General features: G+C 65.9%; 26 protein-coding genes. 8 read left to right on the top strand and 18 right to left on the bottom strand.

The window, feature by feature from the left end; genetic code table 11:
* Positions 1 to 140: 140 nt before the first annotated feature.
* The 3 genes from rsmD to CupriaWKF_RS01860 all read right to left on the bottom strand — a co-directional run bounded on the left by rsmD (position 141) and on the right by CupriaWKF_RS01860 (position 3,787).
* Positions 141 to 785: a 16S rRNA (guanine(966)-N(2))-methyltransferase RsmD gene (gene rsmD, locus CupriaWKF_RS01870; RefSeq protein WP_276099356.1), complete on the bottom strand. Its 645-nt coding sequence runs from the start codon at positions 783 to 785 to the stop codon at positions 141 to 143.
* A gap of 82 nt (positions 786 to 867) precedes the next feature.
* On the bottom strand, positions 868 to 2,223 hold the full coding sequence (locus tag CupriaWKF_RS01865) for a pitrilysin family protein (RefSeq protein ID WP_276100633.1): 1,356 nt from the start codon (positions 2,221 to 2,223) through the stop codon (positions 868 to 870).
* 43 nt (positions 2,224 to 2,266) lie between these two features.
* Positions 2,267 to 3,787, bottom strand: coding sequence for a pitrilysin family protein (locus CupriaWKF_RS01860; RefSeq protein WP_276099355.1), 1,521 nt, complete (start codon positions 3,785 to 3,787; stop codon positions 2,267 to 2,269).
* Between the two features lie 194 nt (positions 3,788 to 3,981).
* Here CupriaWKF_RS01860 and ftsY point away from each other — a divergent pair, with 194 nt between their 5' ends.
* Positions 3,982 to 5,100: a signal recognition particle-docking protein FtsY gene (ftsY, locus tag CupriaWKF_RS01855; RefSeq protein WP_276099354.1), complete on the top strand. Its 1,119-nt coding sequence runs from the start codon at positions 3,982 to 3,984 to the stop codon at positions 5,098 to 5,100.
* 67 nt (positions 5,101 to 5,167) lie between these two features.
* Here ftsY and maiA read toward each other — a convergent pair whose 3' ends face one another.
* Both maiA and CupriaWKF_RS01845 read right to left on the bottom strand, forming a co-directional pair.
* A complete protein-coding gene (gene maiA / locus CupriaWKF_RS01850; protein ID WP_276099353.1) occupies positions 5,168 to 5,815 on the bottom strand; it encodes a maleylacetoacetate isomerase in 648 nt (215 codons plus the stop codon).
* A gap of 4 nt (positions 5,816 to 5,819) precedes the next feature.
* Positions 5,820 to 6,521: a fumarylacetoacetate hydrolase family protein gene (locus CupriaWKF_RS01845; protein ID WP_276099352.1), complete on the bottom strand. Its 702-nt coding sequence runs from the start codon at positions 6,519 to 6,521 to the stop codon at positions 5,820 to 5,822.
* A 216-nt stretch (positions 6,522 to 6,737) separates the two neighbouring features.
* Between CupriaWKF_RS01845 and CupriaWKF_RS01840 the strand changes: the two genes are divergently transcribed.
* From CupriaWKF_RS01840 to ybiB, 5 genes are all read left to right on the top strand, one after another.
* Entirely contained in the window at positions 6,738 to 7,391 is a 654-nt protein-coding gene (locus tag CupriaWKF_RS01840; RefSeq protein WP_276099351.1) for an ANTAR domain-containing protein, read from the top strand.
* A gap of 357 nt (positions 7,392 to 7,748) precedes the next feature.
* On the top strand, positions 7,749 to 9,062 hold the full coding sequence (locus tag CupriaWKF_RS01835; RefSeq protein ID WP_276099350.1) for a CmpA/NrtA family ABC transporter substrate-binding protein: 1,314 nt from the start codon (positions 7,749 to 7,751) through the stop codon (positions 9,060 to 9,062).
* A gap of 61 nt (positions 9,063 to 9,123) precedes the next feature.
* Positions 9,124 to 10,026 (top strand): nitrate ABC transporter permease, encoded by a 903-nt coding sequence (gene ntrB / locus CupriaWKF_RS01830; RefSeq protein ID WP_276099349.1) that lies wholly within the window; start codon positions 9,124 to 9,126, stop codon positions 10,024 to 10,026.
* A gap of 32 nt (positions 10,027 to 10,058) precedes the next feature.
* A complete protein-coding gene (locus tag CupriaWKF_RS01825; protein ID WP_276099348.1) occupies positions 10,059 to 10,862 on the top strand; it encodes an ABC transporter ATP-binding protein in 804 nt (267 codons plus the stop codon).
* Between the two features lie 90 nt (positions 10,863 to 10,952).
* On the top strand, positions 10,953 to 11,963 hold the full coding sequence (gene ybiB / locus CupriaWKF_RS01820; RefSeq protein ID WP_276099347.1) for a DNA-binding protein YbiB: 1,011 nt from the start codon (positions 10,953 to 10,955) through the stop codon (positions 11,961 to 11,963).
* A gap of 7 nt (positions 11,964 to 11,970) precedes the next feature.
* Here ybiB and CupriaWKF_RS01815 read toward each other — a convergent pair whose 3' ends face one another.
* Positions 11,971 to 12,846 (bottom strand): pirin family protein, encoded by an 876-nt coding sequence (locus tag CupriaWKF_RS01815; RefSeq protein ID WP_276099346.1) that lies wholly within the window; start codon positions 12,844 to 12,846, stop codon positions 11,971 to 11,973.
* A gap of 380 nt (positions 12,847 to 13,226) precedes the next feature.
* Between CupriaWKF_RS01815 and rpoH the strand changes: the two genes are divergently transcribed.
* Positions 13,227 to 14,123 carry an RNA polymerase sigma factor RpoH gene (rpoH, locus tag CupriaWKF_RS01810; RefSeq protein WP_276099345.1) on the top strand — a complete coding sequence of 299 codons (897 nt, stop codon included), beginning with the start codon at positions 13,227 to 13,229 and terminating at the stop codon, positions 14,121 to 14,123.
* Positions 14,124 to 14,281: 158 nt separating this feature from the next.
* Here the strand turns inward: rpoH and CupriaWKF_RS01805 are convergent, their stop codons facing one another.
* The 5 genes from CupriaWKF_RS01805 to CupriaWKF_RS01785 all read right to left on the bottom strand — a co-directional run bounded on the left by CupriaWKF_RS01805 (position 14,282) and on the right by CupriaWKF_RS01785 (position 18,569).
* Positions 14,282 to 14,902 (bottom strand): SCO family protein, encoded by a 621-nt coding sequence (locus CupriaWKF_RS01805; protein WP_276099344.1) that lies wholly within the window; start codon positions 14,900 to 14,902, stop codon positions 14,282 to 14,284.
* Positions 14,903 to 15,035: 133 nt separating this feature from the next.
* Positions 15,036 to 15,971: a heme o synthase gene (gene cyoE / locus CupriaWKF_RS01800; protein WP_276099343.1), complete on the bottom strand. Its 936-nt coding sequence runs from the start codon at positions 15,969 to 15,971 to the stop codon at positions 15,036 to 15,038.
* Positions 15,968 to 17,071 carry a COX15/CtaA family protein gene (locus CupriaWKF_RS01795; RefSeq protein WP_276099342.1) on the bottom strand — a complete coding sequence of 368 codons (1,104 nt, stop codon included), beginning with the start codon at positions 17,069 to 17,071 and terminating at the stop codon, positions 15,968 to 15,970. Before CupriaWKF_RS01795 ends, cyoE begins: the two co-directional genes overlap by 4 nt.
* Before the next feature lie 12 nt (positions 17,072 to 17,083).
* Positions 17,084 to 17,740, bottom strand: a complete 657-nt coding sequence (locus CupriaWKF_RS01790; RefSeq protein ID WP_276099341.1) for a cytochrome C oxidase subunit I — start codon at positions 17,738 to 17,740, stop codon at positions 17,084 to 17,086.
* 73 nt (positions 17,741 to 17,813) lie between these two features.
* Entirely contained in the window at positions 17,814 to 18,569 is a 756-nt protein-coding gene (locus tag CupriaWKF_RS01785; RefSeq protein ID WP_276099340.1) for an SURF1 family protein, read from the bottom strand.
* Positions 18,570 to 18,668: 99 nt separating this feature from the next.
* Between CupriaWKF_RS01785 and CupriaWKF_RS01780 the strand changes: the two genes are divergently transcribed.
* Complete coding sequence (locus CupriaWKF_RS01780) at positions 18,669 to 18,878, top strand: twin transmembrane helix small protein (protein ID WP_276099339.1); 210 nt, start codon at positions 18,669 to 18,671, stop codon at positions 18,876 to 18,878.
* A 127-nt stretch (positions 18,879 to 19,005) separates the two neighbouring features.
* Here the strand turns inward: CupriaWKF_RS01780 and CupriaWKF_RS01775 are convergent, their stop codons facing one another.
* From CupriaWKF_RS01775 to CupriaWKF_RS01745, 7 genes are all read right to left on the bottom strand, one after another.
* Complete coding sequence (locus CupriaWKF_RS01775) at positions 19,006 to 19,866, bottom strand: cytochrome c oxidase subunit 3 (RefSeq protein ID WP_276099338.1); 861 nt, start codon at positions 19,864 to 19,866, stop codon at positions 19,006 to 19,008.
* A 109-nt stretch (positions 19,867 to 19,975) separates the two neighbouring features.
* Positions 19,976 to 20,200 (bottom strand): DUF2970 domain-containing protein, encoded by a 225-nt coding sequence (locus CupriaWKF_RS01770; protein ID WP_276099337.1) that lies wholly within the window; start codon positions 20,198 to 20,200, stop codon positions 19,976 to 19,978.
* Between the two features lie 16 nt (positions 20,201 to 20,216).
* Positions 20,217 to 20,843 carry a cytochrome c oxidase assembly protein gene (locus tag CupriaWKF_RS01765; RefSeq protein ID WP_276099336.1) on the bottom strand — a complete coding sequence of 209 codons (627 nt, stop codon included), beginning with the start codon at positions 20,841 to 20,843 and terminating at the stop codon, positions 20,217 to 20,219.
* A 17-nt stretch (positions 20,844 to 20,860) separates the two neighbouring features.
* The gene (locus tag CupriaWKF_RS01760) at positions 20,861 to 21,028 is read right to left on the bottom strand and encodes a cytochrome oxidase small assembly protein (protein WP_276099335.1); all 168 of its coding nucleotides are present in this window, start codon (positions 21,026 to 21,028) and stop codon (positions 20,861 to 20,863) included.
* 62 nt (positions 21,029 to 21,090) lie between these two features.
* Positions 21,091 to 22,698, bottom strand: coding sequence for a cytochrome c oxidase subunit I (gene ctaD, locus CupriaWKF_RS01755; protein ID WP_276099334.1), 1,608 nt, complete (start codon positions 22,696 to 22,698; stop codon positions 21,091 to 21,093).
* A 38-nt stretch (positions 22,699 to 22,736) separates the two neighbouring features.
* Positions 22,737 to 24,002, bottom strand: coding sequence for a cytochrome c oxidase subunit II (coxB, locus tag CupriaWKF_RS01750; protein WP_276099333.1), 1,266 nt, complete (start codon positions 24,000 to 24,002; stop codon positions 22,737 to 22,739).
* Between the two features lie 58 nt (positions 24,003 to 24,060).
* Entirely contained in the window at positions 24,061 to 24,570 is a 510-nt protein-coding gene (locus CupriaWKF_RS01745; protein ID WP_276100631.1) for a DUF2244 domain-containing protein, read from the bottom strand.
* Between the last annotated feature and the right edge of the window lie 200 nt (positions 24,571 to 24,770).

The following is a 24,770-nucleotide window of genomic DNA, read 5'->3' as shown; positions in this document are numbered from 1 at the left end:
TCCGGACCGCCCTGCCTACCGGCCGCGCCGGGTGGTTGATGCGTCGCGAGCGTTATAACAGCGGCGTAGTGTAACGCTAATTCCGTGAATTGGAAGTCGTCAACGTGTGCTTTCGCCGGCTACCGCAACGCGCGCCTGTGTCAGGCCTCGGCGCCGTCAGCGCCGCGATGCCGCAGCAGGTGAAAATGCACCGCGCCGGCACGCGCCTGGCGGACGATTTCCAGCGACGCCGGCACCGGTGCATCCGCGCCGGTCAGCGATCGGTCCGTCTCCACGTACACGGCGCCGCCGGGTCTCAACAGCCGCGCGGCATGCTCCAGCGCCGGCCGCAGCCAGTCTTCGGCGAAGGGCGGGTCCAGGAAGATCACGTCAAAGCTGGCGTCCGGCATCTGGGCGGCAATGGCGAACGCATCACCTTGCATCACGCGCATCTGGGCGGCGTCGAGCCGATACTGGTTGTCTCGCAATTGCTTGGCGACACGCGGGTTGAACTCCACCAGCGTGACGGCTTCGGCACCGCGCGAGGCAGCCTCGAAGCCGAGTGCGCCGGAACCCGCGAACATGTCCAGGCATGCAAACCCCGACAAGTCCTGCCCCAGCCAGTTGAACAGGGTTTCACGCACGCGGTCAGGCGTGGGCCGCAGCCCCTGCGCGTCGGGCACCGGCAGCAGCGTGCGCTTCCAGCGGCCACCGATGATACGGACCTGGGACGGCGCCTGGCGCGGCGCCGGAGAAGACGATCGCCCGCTCGCGGCGGGCGATGGAGATCGGGAACGCGAATTCATCCCGTGATTGTAGAGCCTGTCGGCGGTTCGGCCAGTGCCGTTCAGGGCACAACGGGTGCGACAGGCCCCAAAAGGCCCGAGTTCATTCCGGGCCGCCGACAATTACCGTAGCCATGGCGTCTGGATGGACGTGGCGCCCGAATGCCGCCCTCACCTGCTGACGCGTGACCTTGCCGACCTGAGCAGTCCATGTGTCCAGGTAGTCGAGCGGCAGCCCGTACCAGCCGATATTGGCCACATTGGTCAGCAGCTTGCGGTTGCTGTCGATACGCAGGGGAAAGCCGTTGACCAGGTTGTCCTTGGCGGCCTTGAGCTCCGCGTCGGTCGGGCCTTCGGCGACGAAGCGGGCCAGTACCTGCCGCACCAGCGCGAGTGCCTCGCTGGTCTGCTCCTTCTTGGTCTGCAGGCTGATACCGAACGGCCCCGGCTGCTTGGACGGCGCAAAGTAGCTATCCACGCCGTAGGTGAGTCCGCGCTTCTCCCGCACTTCATCCGTCAGGCGCGAGCTGAAACCACCGCCGCCGAGCACGTAGTTGCCCACCAGCAGCGCAAAGTAATCCGGGTCGCCGCGTGCCATGGACGGCTGGCCGGTCACCACCGCGGCCTGCTGGGCCGGGTGCGGCACCCGCTGCTCGCTGGCCGGGATCGTCATCTGTACCTGCGGCATGGTCGGGGCTGGGCTGCCCTGCGGCAGTCCGCTGGTCAGCTTCTCGGCAATCGCCTCGGCCTGCTTGCGGTCGATCGCGCCGATCAGCGTGACCACCGCGCGCGATGCGCCGTAGTTGTCGCGCCAGAACTTGACGATGTCATCGCGCGAGATCGACTCCACCGAGGCCGCCGTGGCCGACACGCCGTACGGGTGGCCCGGATACATCGCCTTGGCCAGCGCCTTGTCAGCGATCACGCCTGGCTTGGCATCGGCTTCGCGGATGGCACTGATCAGGCGCTGCTTCTCGCGGCCCACTACGGCGTCCGGATAGGTCGGCGCCTGCACCAGCTGCATGGCCAGCGCCACGGACTGGTCGAGCTCCGGCTGCGCGGTCAGCGTGCGCATGCCAATGCCGCCGCGGTCACCACCAGCCGCGCCGCCGAAGACGGCGCCGGTGTCGGCAAAGGCGTCGGCAATCTGCGCCTCGTCGCGCGCCGGTTGGCCGTTGCGCGCGGCCGCACCCTTGTCAAGCAGCGCCGCCGCGAGCGTGGCCAGGCCGGCCTTGCCGGCAGGGTCATAGCGGCTGCCGGCGTCGAAGTCGACATTGATATCCAGCATCGGGATCGACGGGCTGTGCACGTAGAACACCTGCGCCCCGGTTGAGGCAGTCCAGTGTTCGATCGGAATAGCGGCCAGCGCGCCGTGCGCGGCCAGGAGCACCAGCGCGCCCAGGGCCGCGCCAGCCAGCCGGCGCAGCGCGCGCGGCGAAGCAATGGTCTTCTCGCTCATCTCGCTCATCTCGCTCATCTTGGATAAATACATGCGTGGATCTTCAGTGGCGCAGGCCTTCGGGGGCCTTGGCCTTGGGCTTGTTCGGATCGATCGGCTGCGGCAACAGCGTGGCCACGGTCAGGTTGTCGTCCGTGAAGTACTTCGCGGCAACGGCCTGCACTTGGGCCGGGGTGACTTCCTTGACCTTGTCGAGAACCCTGTCAATATTGCGCCACGAGATGTCGGAGATCTCCGCCACGCCGATTTCCATGCCCTGGCCAAACACGGAATCGCGCTTGTAGATCTGGCTGGCCACGACCTGCGCCTTGACGCGCTTGAGCTCCTCGGGCGAGACGCCGTTCCTGGCGATGCGCTGGATCTCCTCGCGCAGCGCCGCCTCGATCTGCTCGGTGGTATGGCCATCGGCCGGCGTGCCGTCGAGCACGAACAGGGAGTTGCCCCGGTTGATGCTGTCGTAGCCGACGTTGACGTCGTCGGCCAGGCGCTGCTCGCGCACCAGCTCGCGTGTCAGGCGCGCGTTGTCGTAGCCGTTGAGGACGGCGGCCAGCACTTCCAGCGCGTACGGATCGACATCCTTTTCCACGTCGCGCAGGCGCGGCACCTTGTAGGCCATCACCATGTACGGGTTCTCGGCCGGGGCCTTGACCCAGATGCGCTTGATGCCGATCTGCGGCGGATCGGCCTGTTCCTTGCGCAGCGGCAGCGTGCGCGGCTTGAGCTTGCCGTAGTAGCGTTCGGCCATGGCCCGGACTTCGGCCGGGTTGACGTCGCCGGTGACGATCACGATGGCATTGTTGGGCACGTACCAGCTGCGGTACCAGGCCTGGACGTCGTCCAGGCGCATATTGACGAGGTCGTCCATCCAGCCGATCACCGGATGCCGGTAGGGCGCGGCGACATAGACGGCAGCGAGCAGCTGCTCGTAGACCGTGCCGCGCGCCGAGTCGTCGGTGCGCAGGCGGCGCTCCTCCATCACGACCTTCATCTCGCGATCGAACTCGCCCTGGTTGAAGATGAGGTTGACCATGCGGTCGGCCTCCAGCTCCATCATCCTCGGCAGGTACTGCTTGCTGATCTGCTGGTAGTACAGGGTGAAGTCGCGGTTGGTCATGGCGTTCTCGCGCCCGCCAAGCGCCGCGACCTGCTTGGAGAACTCGCCCACGCCGACCTTGGGCGTGCCCTTGAACATCATGTGCTCGAGCATGTGGGCGACGCCCGTGGTGCCGCTGACTTCGTCGACGCCGCCGACGCGGTACCAGATCTGGTGCGCCACCGTGGGCGCCCGGTGGTCTTCCTTGACGATCAGGCGCAAGCCGTTGGACAAGCGGTATTCCGTGGTGCCCTGGGCCGTAGCGCCGACCGGGGCAGTCTGCCCGGACGGCATCGGCGAAGCGACCGTGCGCTCGGCCTCGGCGCTGGCCGACCATGGCATTGCGGCCAGCAACAAGACGGGCAATGCCCGTCTGGCCAGGCGTAGCAGGGACGCCCGGCCCCCGGCATGGGTGGCGAAGGGTTCAGGGCGGGCGCCGCCCGTTCCGGTCACGACTGTGCAATGGTCCATGCAACCCCGTCTGCTAGAATTTTGCCGATCGATTCATGTATCCATGAATCCGCTGTGTTACGAACTATACGCAATAGCAGGCGCGCACCACAACGAGAGGCTGGTGGCGTGCCGGAAGATTGCGTAAGACCTTGATGATTAACGACGCCGCCGGACGGCGGCCGATCCTGACGGGGTATTGACCCCTTTCCCCAATGTTTAGTTTCTGGAAGAAGCGCAAGGCCGAGCCCGCTCCTGCGCCGGCAGAACCGCCCGCTGCTGCCCCGGCTCCCACCCCGGCTCCCACCCCGGCACCCTCCCCCAAAGCCGATCCGGCCCAGTCCCTGGCCCCGGCTCCCGCAGCGGTCGTGACTGCTGCCCCGGCCGCGCTCGAGGACCTGGAGCTGACCCCGGCGCCGGCGCAAACGGCTGAAGCGCGCCGCGGCTGGATGCAGCGCCTGCGCACCGGCCTGTCCAAGACCAGCCGCAACATCAGCACGCTGTTTGTCGGCATGAAGGTCGACGAAGCCCTGTTCGAGGAGCTGGAAACCGCCCTGTTGATGGCCGACGCCGGCGTGGAAGCGACCGAATACCTGCTCGGCGAACTGCGCAAGCGCGTACGCAACGAGCGCATCGAAACGGCCGAGGGCGTCAAGGCCGCGCTGCGCGACCTGCTGATCCAGCTGCTGCGCCCGCTGGAAAAGACCATGGCGCTGGGCCGCGAGCAGCCGCTGGTGATGATGATCGCGGGCGTCAATGGCGCCGGCAAGACCACAAGCATCGGCAAGCTGTGCAAGCACTTCCAGCACTACGGCCAGTCCGTGCTGCTGGCCGCCGGCGATACCTTCCGCGCCGCCGCGCGCGAGCAGCTCACCATCTGGGGCGAGCGCAACAACGTGACCGTGGTGGCGCAGGAAAGCGGCGACCCGGCCGCGGTGATCTTCGACGCGGTCAATGCGGCGCGCGCGCGCGGGATCGACATCGTGATGGCCGACACCGCCGGACGCCTGCCCACGCAGCTGCACCTGATGGAAGAACTCAAGAAGGTCAAGCGCGTGATCAGCAAGGCCATGCCCACGGCCCCGCACGAGGTCCTGCTGGTGATCGATGCCAACACCGGCCAGAACGCGCTGGCGCAGACGCGCGCGTTCGACGACGCGCTCGGGCTGACCGGCCTGATCGTGACCAAGCTCGACGGTACGGCCAAGGGCGGCATCCTGGCGGCGATTGCACGCCAGCGCCCGGTCCCGGTCTACTTCATCGGTGTCGGCGAGAAGGTGGAAGACCTGCAGCCGTTCAAGGCCGAAGAATTCGCCGACGCGCTGCTCGGCTGATTGCGTCGCCCCCAATAACAGAACGCCCCGGCAAGACCGGGGCGTTTTTCATGGCGGAGCCGGCGCATCACTCCGCGTCCGGCTGCTCCTTCGGCTGCGCCTTCTGGAACGCCGGCAGTTCCATGCACGCTTGCTGGATCCGCGCGATGGTCGGGTAGCGGCTCACGTCGATATTGAAGCGCTGCGCATTGAAGACCTGCGGCACCAGGCAGAGGTCGGCGAGCGTCGGCGTGTCGCCGAAGCAGAAGCGGCCGGCCTTGCCCTGGCGTTCCAGGTTGGCCTCGACCGAGGCAAAGCCCAGTTCGATCCAGTGCCGGTACCACGCGTCCTTGGCCTCGTCGGCGACGCCCAGCGTGCGCTTGATGTACTTCAGCACGCGCAGGTTGTTCAGCGGATGGATCTCGCAGGCAACCTCCAGCGCCAGGCCGCGCACGTAGGCGCGATCCAGGGCATTGCCGGGCAGCAGCTTCGGCTCGGGATGGACCTCGTCCAGGTACTCGATCATGGCTACGGACTGCTGCAGCACCTGGCCGTCGTCCAGCACCAGCGCAGGCACCAGCCCGTCCGGGTTCACCGCGCGGAACTCGGGCAGCAGTTGCTGGCCGCCGTCCTTGAGCAGGTGCACCGGCACGTAGTCATACGGCAGGCCCTTGAGCTCCAGCGCAATGCGCACGCGGTAGGACGCCGAGCTGCGGAAGTAACTGTAGAGCTTCATCGGCTCAGACCACCTTGATGGTCAGGTCGCCCACGCCGCCGACGTGGCACTGCATGACATCGCCCTTGACCACCGGGCCCACGCCCTCGGGCGTGCCGCTGAAGATGACGTCGCCGGGCTGCAGCTCGAACAGCTTCGACAGGTACGACACCATTTCCGGCACCGACCAGATCAGGTCGGCCAGGTCGCCGCGCTGCTTTTCCACGCCGTTGACGGACAGCGTGACTTCGCCCTTTTCGGGATGGCCGACGGCCGATACCGGCACGATCGGGCCGATCGGCGCCGAGTGGTCGAATGCCTTGCCGGTCTCCCAGGGGCGGCCGGTCTTCTTCGATTCGTTCTGCAGGTCGCGGCGCGTCATATCCAGGCCCACGGCGTAGCCGAACACATGGCTGGCGGCCTGTTCCACCGGGATGTCCTTGCCGCCCTTGCCGATCGCCACGACCATTTCCACTTCATAGTGGACGTTGCTGGTGCCCGGCGGGTACGGGAAGGTGCCCTCGGTGCCATCCGCTACGTAGCTGACTGCGTCCGACGGCTTGCAGAAGAAGAACGGCGGCTCGCGGTCCGGGTCCGAGCCCATTTCGCGGGCGTGGGCGGCATAGTTGCGGCCCACGCAGTACACGCGGCGCACGGGGAAGCTTGCGTTGCTGCCGCGCACGGGCACGCCAACGGGTGCCGGCGGGGCAAAAACGAATTCGGTCATGCATCTCTCCAGACTTGTTCTGATATTCCTGCGCGCGGATGAGCGGCGTCGCCAGCAGACACCCCCGGGCGCAGCAGGGCAACAGCATACACCTGCCCGCCGGCCTGCGTACGGCGGCATACAGTGAATGCGGGTAAGCCCGCAATGTGCCAGCGGTCGTGCCGGAACGCATACCCGGCGCGAATCTTGCATCACGCGAGGCAACCCACGATAGCCATGACTCGCCGCCATCCGCCCCCCTCGCCAAGCCAGTCCAGCCAGCCCCCGCGGGGCTCCGCAGCGGGCACCCGCACGCTGCGCATCCTGCTGGTGCGCGATCCGCATGATGCCGACCCGCTCAACGTCGAGACCATCCGCGGCGGGCTGATCAGCACCGGCTTCACCGACATCCAGACCGTGGATGCCGACCTGCGCCTGCCCGACGTCATCGCGGCGAGCCAGCCGGACCTGATCATCATCGCTTCCGAGTCCGCCGCGCGCGACACCGTGGAGCACGTGTGCGTGTCCACGCAGCACGCGCCGCGCCCGATCGTGCTGTTCACCGACAACGACGACGCGCAGCGCATCAAGGCCGCGCTGTCGGCCGGCATCACGGCCTATATCGTCGATGGCCTGCGCGCCGAACGTGTCAAGACCGTGCTGGACGTTGCCTACGCCCGCTTCGAGCTCGACCAGCAGTTGCGCGCCGAGCTCGACGCCACGCGCCTCAAGCTCGTCGAGCGCAAGGTGGTCGAACGCGCCAAGGGGCTGCTGATGCAGGCGCGCGGCATCAGCGAGGACGAAGCCTACAAGCGCCTGCGCAGCATGGCCATGGAACGTGGACTGAAGCTCGTGGACGCAGCCCAGCGCGTGATCGACGTGATGGGCTGAGCATCCGCGCGCGGTGCGGCCGCGGCACGCGGCTGGTGCAATGCACAAAACTGGCGCCGGTCCTCAACCATGGCGCTCCCGCCCGGCCCGGCTTGCGTGGCCGGCGGGGCATGACTCGTCCCAAACCCCACTTTTATTCGCGGATTCGGCCGCTGGGCGGACTTTCCAGGCCTCGCAAGCGCCTGGCATAGCGATTGCGTTATTCGCACATCGGCCAACGAGGGCCGATCACAATTCAGGCGGGCACGGCCAACGCGGGCCGCGCTACGCCCCGGACAACGGCGTCCTGAGCTGCACCCCGTCTTCTGGCGAACGCGGGCTGCGGATCGGGACGCCTTTTCTTCTTGGAGCCCAGCAATGCCCTCTCGCCTCAGGAACGCCAAGCCTCTGCCCGCTGCGGTCGATGCCAACCTCGCCACCGCCGATACGGCCCCAGCCAGCAGCGGACGCCGCCGCGCACTGGCCACCATTGCCGGGGCCAGCGTGATGACGCTGGTCGATCCGCTGGTGCGCTCCGGCGCCTGGGCGGCAGGCTCGGACGCGCCCGAGAAGCCGGAGGTACGGATCGGCTTCATTCCGCTGACCGATTGCGCTTCGGTGGTAATGGCTGCCACGCTGGGGCTGGACAAGAAGTACGGCATCAAGATCACGCCGACCAAGGAGGCTTCCTGGGCCGGCGTACGCGACAAGCTGGTCAATGGCGAACTCGACGCTGCCCACGTGCTGTACGGTCTGATCTATGGCGTGCAGCTCGGCATCGGCGGCCCGAAGAAGGACATGGCGGTCCTGATGAACCTGAACCACAACGGGCAGGCCATCACGCTGTCGTCCAAGCTGGCCGAGAAAGGTGCGAAGGACGGCGCCAGCCTGAAGGCGCTGATGAGCAAGGAAAAGCGCGACTACACCTTCGCCCAGACCTTCCCGACCGGCACGCATGCCATGTGGCTCTACTACTGGCTGGCCGCCAACGGCATCAATCCGATGCAGGACGCCAAGGCGATCACCGTGCCGCCGCCGCAGATGGTGGCCAATATGCGCGTGGGCAATATGGACGGCTTCTGCGTGGGCGAGCCGTGGGGTGCGCGCGCCATCGCCGACAAGATCGGCTTCACGGTGGAAACCACGCAGGCGATCTGGAAGGACCACCCCGAGAAGACGCTCGGCACCACCGCAGAATTCGTGCAGAAGTACCCGAACACGGCGCGCGCGATGGTGGCGGCGATCCTTGACGCCTCCAAGTTCATCGACGCATCGGCTTCGAACCGCCGCAAGACCGCCGAGACCATTGCCGCCAAGTCCTATGTCAACACCGACATGGACATCATCCTGGACCGCATGCTCGGCCGCTACAGCAACGGCCTGGGGAAGACCTGGGATGACCCCGACTCGATGAAGTTCTACCAGGACGGCTCGGCCAACTTCCCGTTCCTGTCGGATGGCATGTGGTTCCTGACGCAGCACAAGCGCTGGGGGCTGCTCAAGACGCACCCCGACTACCTCGCGGTGGCGAAACAGGTCAACCGCATCGACGTCTACAAGCAGGCCGCCGCCGCGGCGCAGGTGCCGTTGCCCAAGAGCGACTTCCGCACCGCGAAACTGATCGACGGCGTGGTGTGGGATGCCGCCAAGGATCCGAAAGCCTACGCCGATGGCTTCAAGATCAAGGCCTGACGCGCAGGCCACCGCCATCGATTCGGATTGTCCCGATTGCCCCTTAACCAAGGAGCCAGACGTGAATGCCATCGCCAGATCCGCGCCGGAAGGCGCCACCGGCTTGCAGGCCGACCCTGATGTCAGCGAACGCGCGCGGCGCCGCGCGCGGGAAATCGAAGCCCAGGCACGCCGCGCCGAACGCCGCGAGGCGCTGCGCGCCTTCGTGCTCAAAGGTGTGCCGCCGCTGATGGGCTTCGCACTGTTCGTGCTGTCCTGGCACGGTATCGCCACGCTGATCCCGGCGCTGCCGACGCCGGGCGCCACGTGGCATGCCGCCGTGCCGCTGTTCACCGACCCCTTCTACCGCAACGGCCCCAATGACCAGGGCATCGGCTGGAACGTGCTGGCATCGCTCGCGCGCGTGGCTGCAGGCTTCGGGCTGGCGGCGCTGGTTGGTATTCCGGCCGGCTTCATCCTCGGGCGCTTCGCCTTCCTGAACGCGATGGCATCGCCCGTGATCAGCCTGCTGCGGCCGGTGTCGCCGCTGGCGTGGCTGCCGATCGGGCTGCTGCTGTTCAAGGCCGCCAACCCGGCCGCGATCTGGGCCATCTTCATCTGCTCGATCTGGCCAATGGTGATCAACACCGCCGTGGGCGTCACGCGCGTGCCGCAGGACTACCTGAACGTGGCGCGCGTGCTGGACCTGTCCGAATGGAAGGTGTTCACGCGCGTGCTGTTCCCGGCCGTGCTGCCGTACATGCTGACCGGCGTACGGCTGTCGATCGGCACGGCGTGGCTGGTCATCGTCGCCGCGGAGATGCTGACCGGCGGTACCGGCATCGGCTTCTGGCTGTGGGACGAGTGGAACAACCTGAAGGTCGAGCACATCGTCATCGCCATCTTCGTGATCGGCGTGATCGGCCTGCTGCTGGAGCACGCGCTGCTTGCGCTGGCTCGTCGCTTCAGCTACGGCAACCATTGACTGCACCGCGCGCAAACCCAACGGAAATCGCCATGGAAAAGTTCGTCAGCATCGAAAACGTCGGGCAGACCTTCAGGACGCGCAAGGGGCCGTTCGTGGCGCTGCGCGACATCAACCTGCAGATCGCGCAGGGGGAGTTCATCACGCTGATCGGCCATTCAGGCTGCGGCAAGTCCACGCTGCTGAACCTGGTCGCGGGCCTGGCCACGCCGACCACCGGTGCGCTGATCTGCGCAGGGAGAGAAATCGCCGGCCCCGGGCCGGAGCGCGCGGTGGTGTTCCAGAACCACTCGCTGCTGCCGTGGATGACCTGCTTCGACAATGTCCATCTGGGCGTGGAGCGCGTGTTCGGCGCGAGCGAAAGCAAGGCGCAGCTCAAGGCGCGTACGCACGACACGCTGGCGCTGGTGGGCCTGACCCACGCGGAGGGCAAGTTCCCGCACGAGATCTCGGGCGGCATGAAGCAGCGCGTGGGCATTGCGCGCGCGCTGGCCATGGCGCCCAAGGTGCTGCTGATGGACGAGCCGTTCGGCGCGCTCGACGCGCTCACGCGCGCGCACCTGCAGGATGCCTTGCTGAAGATCGTGGAGCAGACCCGCAGCACCGTGGTCATGGTCACGCACGACGTGGACGAGGCCGTGCTGCTGGCCGATCGCATCGTGATGATGACCAATGGCCCGGCGGCCACGATCGGCGAGATCCTCAGCGCCGGCCTGCCGCGTCCGCGCGACCGCGTGGCGCTGGCCGAGGACAAGGACTACCACGCCTGCCGCACGGCGGTGCTGGATTTCCTCTACCGCAAGCAGCGCAACCCGGCCCTGCAGGAAGCGGCCTGACCAACCACGGACGCGCCTGCCTCCATGGGCGTGGCGGCGGCGCTCCGCTATCATGAAGCGATACCTCCAATCACCCCACGCCGCTCGCCCATGACCACATCCAACGCCACACCTGCCGCGGGCCCGTTTTCAGCGGCCCGCTATATCAAGGAAATCGGCCGCGGCGTGAATGGCGCCCGCGCGCTGCCGCGTGAAGACGCACAAGCCCTGTTCGACGCCATGCTGGCCGGCCGCGTATCGGACCTGGAACTGGGCGCCGTGTTGATGGCCTACCGCATCAAGGGCGAAGCCCCGCACGAACTGGCCGGCATGCTCGAGGCCGCGCACGCGCATTGCCTGCCGCTGGCCGCGCCGGGCGACCGCCAGGTCGTGGTCATCCCGAGCTACAACGGCGCGCGCAAGCAGCCCAACCTGGTGCCGTTGCTGGCCCTGCTGCTGGCGCGCGAGGAGATCCCGGTGCTGGTGCATGGCTCCCGCGATTTCCAGGGCCGCGTAACCAGCCTGGCCCTGTTCGAGGCGCTCGGCGTATCGCTGTGCGCCTCCACCGACGAAGCCGCCACGCGCTTGCGCGATGGTGATGGCATCAACGGGCCGCTGGCGGTAGTGCCCGTGGATGTGCTGTCGCCGGGGCTGGCGCAGTTGCTGGATCGCCGCAATGTCATCGGCCTGCGCAATTCGTCCCACACGGTGGCCAAGATGCTGCAACCGGTTGGTGAGCATTCACCGGCGCAGGCGCTGCGCCTGTACAGCTATACGCACCCAGAGTACCGCGAAACGCTGACCGACTATTTCTCGCATGAGCCCGCCAATGTACTGCTGGCGCGCGGCACCGAAGGCGAGGTGGTGGCCGACGCGCGCCGCAGCAGCCGCATTGACTGGCTGCATGACGGACACCAGCAAACCCTTGTCAACCCGACCAGCGGCTCGATTGCCGATGTGCCCGACCTGCCGCAGGGCAGCGACGTGGCCAACACGGCGGCCTGGACGCGCAAGGTGATGGACGGTGCGGTGCCGGTACCTGCCCCGATCGCCACGCAAGTGCGGGCGATCCAGGAATGCCTGCGCCAGGGAACGCGCGTGGCGTGGGCCAGCCCGCTCTGAGCGGCGCCTATGGCTTGCGGGGCGGCAGCGGAATGCGCTCGGTCTCGCCGGGAACATGGGGGAAGGCGTCGTCCTCCCAACGCTGCGAAGCGGACTCGATCGCTTCCTTGCTGCTGGCCACGAAGTTCCAGAAGATGAACCGGTGGCCGTCGGTGGGGTCGCCGCCGAGCAGCATCACGCGCGACGGCGCTGTGGCGGTCAGCATGACCGTCTGGCCTGGCGCCAGCACGACCATGTGCTCCGCCGGCAGCACCTCGCCGTCGAGCGCCACACTGCCGTCGACCGGGTAGATGCCCCGCTCGGCATGCTCGGGCGGGATCTCCACGCTGGCACCGGCATCCAGTTCGATCGCCACATACAGCGTGCGGCTGAATACCTTGACCGGGGAAGTGTGGCCAAAGGCATCTCCGGCAATGACCGTCATGCGCACGCCCGGCTGCTCGATCTTCGGTAGCGTGGCGCCTGGATGGTGGAAGAACGACGGCGCCACGGTTTCGTGATCCTTGGGCAGCGCCACCCAGGTCTGGATGCCATGCAAGCGCGCGCCGGCTTCACGCACGGACTCGGGCGAACGCTCCGAATGGACAATGCCGTGGCCCGCGGTCATCCAGTTGACGTCGCCGGGGCGGATGACCTGCTCGCTGCCAAGGCTGTCGCGGTGCATGATCTCCCCATCGAACAGGTAGGTCACCGTGGCGAGGCCGATATGTGGATGTGGGCGCACATCGGCGCCATGGCCTGGAGGCAGCGTCACCGGGCCCATATGGTCGAAGAAGATGAACGGGCCGACGGTCTGGGTCGCTCCGGCAGGCAGCAGGCGACGCACGGTGAAATCGCCCAGGTCCCGCACATGGGGCTTGAGCAAGTGTTCGATGGCAGACATAGGTCCTCCGGATCGTGGGGCAGGCTCTTGATGGCAGTAGCGCGCTCGCGCCAGCACTGTCAGTGTAGCGGGTCGCGCAACACAGTATTCCGGCGGGCGGTGCGAACCCCGGGGCGCGACAGGCCTCTAATCGAGGATATCCGGCCTGCCGATATGCAGCTTAAGTAGCCTGATGCAAACAATGCTATCCAAAGATAGATGACAATCATCAGGAACTATCAAGGCCTCAAGGACTCCAATTAGCACTCACCCGGCTTGAGTGCTAAGATGTGTTGCAATGCTGTGCCCTCCTACCCGGAGCGGCGCGCCGGCAACCGAAACGCCGGATGCGAAAGGAGCTACTGATAGTGAACGCAGTCTTGTCTGCCGACCGAACCCTGATGAACAGCCGTCTGCCGACGGCGCCCAAGCAGGCCGGAAGCTTTGCATTGACCTTCCCGGCCACCGTGGGCAACCTGGAAAGCTATATCCAGGCGGTCCACCGGGTCCCGCTGCTCACCGCCGAGGATGAGCAACGCCTTGCGCGCGAATTGCGCGACCATGATTCCGTTGATGCCGCACGCCAGCTGGTGATGTCCCACCTGCGCCTGGTGGTGTCGATCGCACGCCAGTACCTTGGGTATGGCTTGCCGCACGCCGACCTGATCCAGGAAGGCAATATCGGCCTGATGAAGGCCGTGAAGCGCTTCAACCCGGACCAGGGCGTGCGCCTGGTGTCATACGCCATGCACTGGATCAAGGCCGAGATCCACGAATATGTGCTGAAGAACTGGCGCATGGTCAAGGTGGCGACCACCAAGGCCCAGCGCAAGCTGTTCTTCAACCTGCGCAGCCACAAGCAGGGCGCGCATACCTTCACGCCGGAGCAGGTCGAAGCCGTTGCGCGCGAGCTCAACGTCAAGCCTGAAGAGGTGATGGAGATGGAAACCCGCCTGTCGGGCGGTGATCTCGCGCTGGAAGGCCAGGTCGACGACGGCGAGGAAGAGTTCGCCCCGATCGCCTACCTGGCGGACAACCACAACGAGCCGACGCGCGTGCTGGAGGCCAAGCGCCACGACCGCATGCAGGTCGAGGGCCTGGAAGACGCGCTGGCGCGCCTGGACGAGCGCAGCCGCCGCATCATCGAAGCGCGCTGGCTGAACGTCGAGGACGACGGCTCGGGCGGCGCCACACTGCATGAGCTGGCGGATGAATTCGGCGTGTCGGCCGAGCGGATTCGCCAGATCGAGGCAGCGGCGATGAAGAAGATGAAGGGGGCGTTGCAGGCGTTTGCCTGAGCGCCCGGCGGTCGGTTAACCGGATGTGCTATGTGAAAGGTCGGTCCTCTGGACTGGCCTTTTTTTTTGCCGGGGTGGGGATGAAGGGGTGGGGTTGGGGTTGTCGAGCCAGTCACAGCCACAAACCCACCCCTGTCTTCCCTCTATCCCTGACCCACTCAGGACAACAGCTGCTTGATATCGTGAGCGATCGGCTCCGGCCCCTGCCCGTGACGGATAAACAGGCGCAACCGCCCTTCCGTGTCGAACACATAACTGCCTGCCGAGTGATCCATCGTGTAATTGTTCGGCGAAGAACCCGGCACCTTCGCGTAGTACACCTTGAAATCCTTCGCCAACTTCTGCAGCGCGGCATCATCGGCCGGGCGCATGCCCAGGAAGCGCGGATCGAATGCCGGCACGTACTGCGCCAGCAGCGCCTGCGTGTCGCGCTCCGGGTCCACCGTGACGAACAGCACCTGCACCTTGTCGGCGTCCGGGCCGAGCTGTTCCATCACCGCCTTCAGCTCGGCCATGGTGGTCGGGCAGACATCGGGGCAATGCGTGTAGCCGAAGAACATCACCACGACCTTGCCCTTGAAGTCCGCGATCGTGCGGACCTTGCCGTTGTGGTCGGTCAGCGAGAAATCCTTGCCGAAGTCCGCCCCGCCGCTGATATCGACATTACGGAACGAGGCCTTCTGCTGGCCGCAGGCGGCAAGGGTCAGCGCCAGGAAGGCCAGCGCGGCAAAGCGGCGGAACGAGGCAAGAAGCCCCTGGGATTGGCTTGGCTTGGTCATGCGAGATTGGAGGTCAGGGGCGCCGGCAAGGCTGCGGTGCCGCGATGGCGAGGACAGCACACAGTATCGCCCATCCGTGCTCCGCGGCAGCACGGCCGCGACAAGATGTCGCAGGCCGCGGACATGGTACCGCTCAGAGCTGCGGCACGAACTTGAAGTAGTGATCGACCAGCAGCGCTGCGAACAGGATGGACAGATACAGGATCGAGAAGCGGAAAGTGCGCTGCGCCAGTTCGTCGGAATAGTTGCGGTACAGCGTCCACGAGTACTTCAGGAACCACGCACCCAGCACCAGCGCGCTGGCCAGGTAGATGTAGCCGCTCATGCCGTAGACGAAAGGCAGCAGCGTCGCGGCGATCATGACCAGCGTGTACAGCAGGATGTTGAGCAGCGTGTACTTTTCGCCGTGCGTGATCGGCAGCATCGGCAGCCCGGACTTGGCGTAGTCGGCGCGGCGGTACAGCGCCAGCGCCCAGAAATGCGGCGGGGTCCAGGTGAAGATGATCAGCACCAGGAACCAGGCCTCGGCCGGCACGTCGTTGGCCACCGCCGCCCAGCCAAGCGCCGGGGGCATGGCGCCGGACAAGCCGCCGATCACGATGTTCTGCGGCGTGGCCGGCTTGAGCAGGATGGTGTAGACGACGGCATAGCCGAGGAAGGTGGCGAAGGTCAGCCACATCGTCAGGTCGTTGGCGAACACGTGCAGCAGCCACATGCCGGCGCCACCGAGGACGGCCGAGAAGATCAGCGTCTGCGTGGTGGTGATCTCGCCAGTGGCGGACGGGCGCCAGGCCGTGCGGCGCATCAGCGCGTCGATCTTCTGCTCGACCAGGCAATTGATGGCGAACGCGGCACCGGCCAGCAGCCAGATGCCAGCGGCGCCGCCGATCAGCACGCGCCAGGGCACCATGCCCGGCGTAGCCAGGAACATGCCGATGATGGCGCAGAACACCGCGAGCTGCGTCACGCGCGGCTTGGTCAGGGCGGCATATTGGCGGACCAGGTGACGCACCCGGCCCACGGGATGGGATTGTGTTGCGGTTACCACGGGAGGGAGTTTGTCTTTCATGTGGCGCGAGCGGCAGTCGGCACGCTGGAGGCAGCGCCGGCGGGTCGGGTCGCGAGCCCTATATTGTAGTTGAGTCGCACCAACAGCAGCAGGAGCACCGCCGCGCCACCGTTATGGAGCACGGCGGCCGCCAGCGGCCAGTCGAGCACGATGTTCGAGAGGCCGGTGGCAAGCTGCAGCGCCAGCGCGGCCAGCAGCCAGCGCGACGCGCCGCCGAGCCCTTCCAGCCTGCGCGCGCGCAGGCCGAACCACGCCAGGTAGGCCAGCACGATCACGGCGAAGCAGCGGTGCACCCAGTGGATCGCCACCAATGCCGCGTGCGGGATGTAGTCGCCGTCAGCCGTCATGCCGAGCTGGCGCCATAGCGTGAAGCCGTGCGTGAAATCCATCTCTGGCACCAGCTGGCCATTGCACAGCGGGAAATCGGTGCACGCCATCACCGCGTAGTTGGTGCTGACCCATCCGCCCAGGAAGATCTGGATCACCAGCAGCAGCAGTGCCGCGCGCGCCGGCCAGCGCAGTGCCCCGGCCTGCGGCGCCACGGGATGCGGCGGGTCATTGCACGACCCAAGCCAGATCAGCGCCGCCAGCAGGCTCATGCCGAGCAGCAGGTGCGTGACGACGATGACGGGCTGCAGCTTCATGGTCACCGTGAAGGCGCCGAACGCGCCCTGCACGCACACCAGCAGCAGCACGCCAGTGGCGAACCACGGCGACTGCTTCAGCTCCCTGCGCTTGACCCACGCCAGCACCATCAGCGTGATGATCAGCACGCCTACCGCCATGGCGAAATAGCGGTGGATCATCTCGATCCACGCCTTGGCCAGCGTGACCGGGCCGCTCGGCAGCGCGGTCTCGGCGGCGCGGATCGGCTCCACGGCCGCGTGCGGGTTGGAATGGCCGTAGCAGCCCGGCCAGTCCGGGCAGCCGAGGCCGGAATCGGTCAGCCGCGTAAAGCTGCCGAACATGATCAGGTCCAGCGTCAGGAACGCGGTGATCCAGACCAGCTTGCGGTACTTGTTGCGGTCGCCGCGGACCAGGACGTACGAGATCGGGAACAGCGCGATCAGGACGCCGATGATGGCGAGTTGAAGCAGCATGCGTGTCGCCCCTCAGCCGATGCGGGAGACCCGGAGCAGCTTCTTGAGGTCGCCGCTCATCTTCTTGGGATCGGGGTCTTTCGGGAAGCGCATCATCAGGTTGCCGAGCGGATCGACCAGGAAGATGGTGTCTTCGATGCGGCCGCCCTCGGCCGCGGGCAGCCATTGCCGTGCCACGTCAGGCGGCATGCGCAGGAAGCGCACGCCGGCATAGGGCTCGTTGTAGGCCGCCGACAGGCGTTCATCGACGGCGCCTTGATCCGTGATCAGCCAGACCGGCACGATGCGTTCCCGGTCCTGGCCCTGGCCCGCACGGATCTGGCGGATGGTGAACAGCTTCTTTGCGCAGGCCTCGTCGCAGGCCGACGGATCGGTCGTCACCAGCAGCCACTTGCCGCGAAAGCTCTCGAGCGGCACGGCTTCGGCACGCTCATTGGCGACGCGCACGGCCGGCATCGGACGCTGCGGATCGATCAGTGCGCCGTAGTTGGTGGCGCCGCCGGCCGGCTTGAACACGTAGAAGGTCAGGTAGGACGCGATCACCGGCGATGCGCACACCAGCAACAGCAGCAGCATCTGGAGGCGGCCGCGGCGCGTGCGCGCGTCGATGCGCGAGTCCGGCGGAGATGCCGTGCCGGCCGGGGCCGGGGCGGAGTCTTGGTGTGGCATGCGTACGTCTGTCGTTCGTTTGTCGTGGCGCCCGCGCAATCGCGCGCGCCTGTTGTCCGTGGCCAGATGGCCGTCAGGGTTGTCCCGCCGCCGCCAGCCGGCGCGCGCGGCGCCAGCCCAGCACGATCACCAGCACCAGCGTCAGCGCGGCCAGGCCGAACCACTGGAAGGCATAGCCGTAGTGCCGGTCGGCCCCGAGATCGGCCGGCGCCCAGTCGCGCGCGAGGCCGTCGCCGGTGTCGGTGCGCTGCTCGATCACGAGCGGCTGCAACGCCACGCCGGTCTCGGCTGCATAGGCGGCCAGGTCCACGTTCTGGCGGATCCTGCGGCCGGCTTCGGCACTGGCGGGCTGGCCGAGGCTATAGACCTTGGGCACGGCGGCAAGTGCCGTGCCTTCGATGGTGACCTCGCCGGCCGGCGTCGCGAATGGCGCGATGCGCGTGCGGTCCTGGGCATCGCGCGGCAGCCAGCCACGCAAGACCAGCACGCTGCGGGCGGCGCCACCGTCACCTTGGATCGCCAGGGGCGTTAGCACCAGGAAGCCGGCGCGGCTGTCGGTGCCATTGCCGTGGGGCCGATTATCCAACAAGACGGTCCGGTTCGCGTCGAAACGGCCCGTGACGCGCACGGTGCGCTCGGCCACGTCGCCCCGGGCGGGCGCCGTGGTCAGCGTCACCGGTGGTTGCGCGGCCAGCGCCTGCAAACGTTCGGCGCGCGCGAGCTTCTCGTGCGCGCGGTTGAGCTGCCAGTTGCCGAGCGCGCAGGTCACCGCGATCACCACCGCGGCCGCGACAGTCGGCACCGGGCTCAGGGCTCGCCACGGCTTCATCGGCCCGCTCCCGGCGCGTACGGCAACATGCCGGCGGTGCGATAATGACACTTTCCGCCAACGAGCCCGCGGCACGTATCGCGGCCAGCCTGCCCCGCCATGCGCTTTGTCATCATCGTCGCCTTTCTCCTGATCATCGGCAGTCTGGCCTCGGCCCTGTTCTTCATGATGCGCGACCGCGGCAGGACGCCGAACATGATGCGCTCGCTGATGTTCCGCGTGGGCTTCTCGGTGGCGCTGTTCCTGTTCATCCTGTTCTCAAACTGGATGGGCTGGATCCACAGCACGGGCATCCGCATGAATCCGTAGCCGACTGGTTTCCCGAAACCGCAAAAAACAAGCGCCGCAGGCTGGTTCCCCTCCTGCGGCGCTTCTGTTTTGTGGTTCCGCGGCGAAAGGCGCTGCAGGCCTTCCGCCGGGTACGACAAACTGCTGCTTACAGCCAGTACACCACGACGTAGAGGAACAGCCACACCACGTCAACGAAGTGCCAGTACCAGGCGGCGCCTTCGAACGCGAAGTGATGCTCGGGCGTGAAGTGGCCCTTGAGCACGCGGATCAGCACCACGGTCAGCATGATCGCGCCCATGGTCACGTGGAAGCCGTGGAAGCCGGTCAGCAGGAAGAACGTCGAACCATAGACGCCCGAGGTGAGTTTCAGGTTCAGTTCCGAGTAGGCGTGCATGTACTCGTACGCCTGGAAGCACATGAAGATCGCGCCCAGCAGGATGGTCAGCACCATGCCCTGGATCACCTGGCTGCGCTTGCCGGCCAGCAGCGCGTGGTGCGCCCAGGTCAGCGTCAGGCCCGACATCAGCAGCAGCGCGGTGTTGATGGTCGGGATCGGCCATGGGCCCATGGTCTGGAAGGTCTCGACCACGCCGGCCGGGCCGGTGTTGGGCCATACGGCGGCGAAGTCGGGCCACAGGATCTTGTTGTCCAGGTCGCCCAGCCACGGCATGGCGATGGCGCGGGCGTAGAACAGCGCGCCGAAGAAGGCGGCGAAGAACATCACTTCGGAGAAGATGAACCAGCCCATCGACCAGCGGAACGACAGGTCGATGTTCTTGCCGTACATGCCCCCTTCGGATTCACCGATGGCATCGCTGAACCAGCTCTTGAGCACGAACAGGAACCACAGCAGGCCGAAGCCGCACAGGTACGGCGCCCAGGGCTGTCCGTTCACCCAGCCGGCAGCGCCGGCGCCGGTCAGCAGCAGGCCGAAGCTTGCCGTGATCGGGTGGCGCGACGGTCCCGGTACGAAGTAGTACGGAGCGTTTGCGCGATTCGCACTCATTCTTTTATCTCCAGCTCAGAGTCTTGGTTCAATCGTTATCGGCGCGTCCGGCTTGCCTTGCCTCCCTGGCTGCCGGCGCGCACTGCTTTCTTGTCTACCCTACTTCCTGCTATGCCGCGGCCGAACCGACCACGGCACGTACGATCGTGATAAGGATCGCGATGAAAACCGCCACCGCAATCAGCCCGGCAATGATCACATGCACCGGGTTCAGCCTGGCCATGTCGCTCTCGTGCTCCGCGCCCTTGCGCAGGCCGATGAACGACCACAGTACCGCGCGCATGGTCTGCGCAAACGACATCTTGCGCTTGACCGCGTCCTTCAACTCGTCCACGGCATTTCCTCCTGCTTCAGCCACCACTGCGCGCCGCGGGCGGGCTTTCCAGCTCGCCCTGCGGTGCCTGCGCCACCGGCGTACCCACTTCAAAAAAGGTGTACGACAGCGTGATGTTCTTCACATCCTTCGGCAGCTTCGGATCGATCACGAATACCACCGGCATCTCGCGTGCTTCCTTGGCCTTGAGCGTCTGCTGCTTGAAGCAGAAGCACTCGAGCTTCTTGAAGTACTCGGTTGCCTGCTTGGGCGCGTAGCTCGGGATCGCCTGCGCCGAGATGTCGCGCGACTGCCCGTTGGCCACCTCGTAGACGATCGTCACCATCTCGCCCGGATGCACTTCCATGCTGTTCTTCACCGGACGGAAGGCGAAGGGACCGCGCGCGTTCGAATCAAACTCCACCGTGATGGTGCGGCTCGTGTCGACCTGCGTATTCTTGAGCGAGCCGCCGTACAGCTCGCGCGTGGTCACCACGTTCAGCCCGGTGAGGTCGCAGATCTTCTTGTACAGCGGCACCAGCGCGTAACCGAAGCCGAACATCACGCCGACGATCACCACGAGCCGCAGCATCATGCCGCGGTTGAACCGCTTGTCGGCTTCCCGGCCTTGATCCCGCTCCTGCCCTTGCTGATCGACGCTCATCCCGCTACCCCGCAGCTTCAGCCAAGGAACACCATCTTGGCGAAGAACCCCAAAAAGAAAACCACCACGATCGACAACAGGATCAGTCCGAGGCGCCGGTTGGCTGCCTTCTGTTCTGCCTTCTGTTCTGCCTTTTGTTCTGCCTTCCGTTCTGCCAGCGATGGGTTTTTCTGTGGAGCCTGCATCTTGTCTTACCTGCCGGCACGGAAGGCGGCTGGCGCCCTCCGTGCCTTGTTGCGTTCAGTGCTTAGCGAACTTGCGGCGGCACTTCAAAGGTGTGGAACGGCGCCGGCGACGGCACGGTCCACTCCAGACCCTCGGCACCATCCCAGGGCTTGTCCGCGGCCTTCTCGCCGCCACGGTAGGACGGCAGCACCACGAAGAAGAAGAAGTACACCTGCATCAGGCCGAAGCCCAGTGCCCCGATCGACGCGATTGCGTTGAAGTCCGCGAACTGGGTCGGGTAGTCGGCATAGCGGCGCGGCATGCCGGCCAGACCCAGGAAGTGCATCGGGAAGAAGGTGACGTTGAAGAAGATGATCGAGCCCCAGAAGTGAATCTGGCCGCGGGTCTCGTTGTACATGAAACCGCTCCACTTCGGACCCCAGTAGTAGAAGCCGGCGAACAGCGCGAACAGCGAGCCGGCCACCAGCACATAGTGGAAGTGCGCCACGATGAAGTAGGTGTCCTGCAACTGGATGTCGATCGGCGCCACGGCCGGCATCAGGCCGGTGAAGCCGCCGATGGTGAACACGAAGATGAAGCCGATCGAGAACAGCATCGGGGTCTCGAAGGTCATCGAGCCCTTCCACATGGTGGCGATCCAGTTGAAGATCTTCACGGCCGTCGGCACCGCGATCAGCATGGTCGCGTACATGAAGAACAGTTGGCCCGTCACCGGCATGCCGGTGGTGAACATGTGGTGCGCCCACACGATGAACGACAGGATCGCGATCGAAGCCGTCGCGTACACCATCGAGCTGTAGCCGAACAGGCGCTTGCGGGCAAAGGCCGGCACCACGTGCGAGATGATCCCGAATGCCGGCAGGATCATGATGTACACCTCGGGGTGGCCGAAGAACCAGAAGATATGCTGGTACATCACCGGGTCGCCGCCGCCCGCGGCCGAGAAGAAGCTCGTGCCGAAGTGGCGGTCGGTCAGCACCATGGTGATCGCGCCGGCCAGCACGGGCATCACGGCGATCAGCAGGTAGGCGGTGATCAGCCACGTCCAGCAGAACATCGGCATCTTCATCAGCGTCATGCCCGGGGCACGCATGTTGAGGATGGTCACGATGATGTTGATCGAGCCCATGATCGACGACGCGCCCATGATGTGCATGGCGAAGATGGCCATGTCCATGCCCGGACCCATCTGCACCGACAGCGGCGCATACAGCGTCCAGCCGGCAGCGGTGGCGCCGCCCGGGGCGAGGAACGAGCCGGCCAGCAGCAGCGCCGCGGGCGGCAACAGCCAGAAGCTGAAGTTGTTCATGCGCGCGAACGCCATGTCCGACGCACCGACCTGCAGCGGGATCATCCAGTTGGCGAAGCCCACGAAGGCCGGCATGATCGCGCCGAACACCATGACCAGGCCGTGCATGGTGGTGAACTGGTTGAACAGTTCAGGGCGGAAGAACTGCAGGCCCGGCTCGAACAGCTCCAGGCGGATCAGCAGCGCCAGCACGCCGCCGCTCAGCAGCATGATGAACGAGAACAGCAGGTACAGCGTGCCGATGTCCTTGTGGTTGGTGGCAAACAGCCAGCGGCGCCAGCCATGCGGGTGATCATGCGCGTGGTCGTCGTGCGCGTGATCGTGCGGATGGCCGATTGCGTCGGGGGTAGCAGTACTCATCGCAAATGCTCCTCTAATCCTGTCCTGTCTTCAGCCGGTCAGCCCGCGGTGCGGTTGCCCGCGATGCTGGCCTGCTTGCTGCCCTGTTCCTTGGCGGGCTGCGCTTGCGCCTTCGGTGCCTCGCCGCCAGCAGCGCCGCCGCCTTCGGGGAACTTGCCGGCGCGGGCATTCACGAAGTCGCTGGGCTGGATCACTTCGCCGGTCTTGTTGCTCCAGCTGTTGCGCACATAGGTCATCGCCGCCGCCAGTTCCGTATCGGACAGCTGCTTCCACGACGGCATGGCGTTCTTGCCTTCCAGCATGATGTGCATCTGGCCGGCCTTCGGGCCGTTCACGATCTTGGAACCGTCCAGCGCCGGGAACGCGCCGCCGCCCTTGCCGTTGGGCTGGTGGCAGACCGCGCAGTTGGCGCTGTAGACCTTCTCGCCGCGGACCTTCATTTCGTCCAGCGTCCAGGTCTTGTTCGGATCATCGGCCTTGGCGGCCATTTCCTTCTTCTTGCCGTCGACCCACTTGGTGTAGTCGGCGTCGGACACGACGCGCACGACGATCGGCATGAAGGCGTGCTCCTTGCCGCAGAGTTCGGCGCACTGGCCACGGTACACGCCGATCTTCTCGGCCTTGAACCAGGTGTCGCGCACGAAGCCGGGGATCGCATCCTGCTTGACGCCGAAGGCCGGGATCATCCAGGCGTGGATCACGTCATTGGCCGTGGTGACGATGCGCACCTTCTTGTTGACGGGCACCACCAGCTCGTTGTCCACCTCCATCAGGTAGGTGTTGGACTTCGGCGCTTCGTTGTTGATCTGCTCGCGCGGGGTGGTCAGGGTCGACACGAAGGAGATGCCTTCGCCCTCGCCCTTCAGGTAGTCGTAGCCCCACTTCCACTGGTAGCCGGTGGCCTTGATGGTGACGTCGGAATTGGTGGTGTCCTTCATGGCCACGACGGTCTTCGTCGCCGGCAGGGCCATGGCGATCACGATCAGGAACGGGACGATGGTCCAGACCACTTCGACCGTGATGCTTTCGTGGAAGGAGGCGGGCTTGGCACCCTTGGCCTTGCGGTGCGTGAACACGGAATAGAACATCACGCTGAACACGGCAACGAAGATCACCGTGCAGATGATCAGCATCATCCAGTTCAGCCAGTGAATCTGCTCGGCGATCTTGGTGACGGGCTCAGTCAGGTTCAGCTGACGCACGGCGGGACCGCCGGGCATGTCACTGACCGCCAGGGCCGCCTGGCTGGCAAGCAGGGATGCGCTCGCCAGACAAACTGCGGATGCCTTCTTCCACATTTTCATTTGTTATCTACCCAATTTACAGATTCAAATCTGTCCCCGCCTCCGCCCCCGCCACCTCTCAGAGGCGGCGCAGGGCCGCTGCGAGCTCCTGGGCGAACTTGCGCCGCCTGTGCTGGTCCAGATAGCACCCCACCTGCACAACGCGCCCGCCCGAACGCAGCGTCACCAGCGCGCTGGACGATTCCCCCAGTTCGACCCGCACCCAGTGCGGGTTGAATTCCTCGCGCGTCAACCGCTGCGCGCTGGCTGTCTCCACGACCAGCACGTCATCGTTGATGCTGACACGCTCATAGTCCGTCGCATGACGCGCATACACAAGCAGAGCAATCCCCAGTCCGAGCAGGTCCAGGCCGGCAAACGGCAGCACGAGCCAGGACCCTTGCACCGCGAAAAACAACGCGATGGCAAGCGAGACAGTGAAGATCGAGAGGTAAAACCAGCCGACCTGGCGTGGGGAAAGCGAGCAATTCCGCTTCATCAGCCAGTCGTGGGGCGCGGGAGGAGGTCCGTCGAGATTTCCGCCGGAGTCACCACTTGCCGTCTGGAATGCGATACCCAAGTCTTGCATCGCCAACCACTCTGCATTTGGATGCACACCCGGGACGATTGCGCCCGGATTGCACCATGCGAGTGCAACTCCAGGACGTTCTTGTGCCAGGGGACCACTGCGACAAACTGGCGCATTATAGGGCGCTTCGCATACACGGACAAGGCCGCACATTGACCAAAGCGCTTGCGCGCCGTAGGGATTTGTGCTTATCAACTTTC

Origin of the sequence: Cupriavidus sp. WKF15, from assembly GCF_029278605.1 — a bacterium.
Lineage (GTDB): Bacteria > Pseudomonadota > Gammaproteobacteria > Burkholderiales > Burkholderiaceae > Cupriavidus.
The sequence above is the reverse complement of the archived record's forward strand: the minus strand, read 5'-3'. Positions and strand labels throughout refer to the sequence as shown.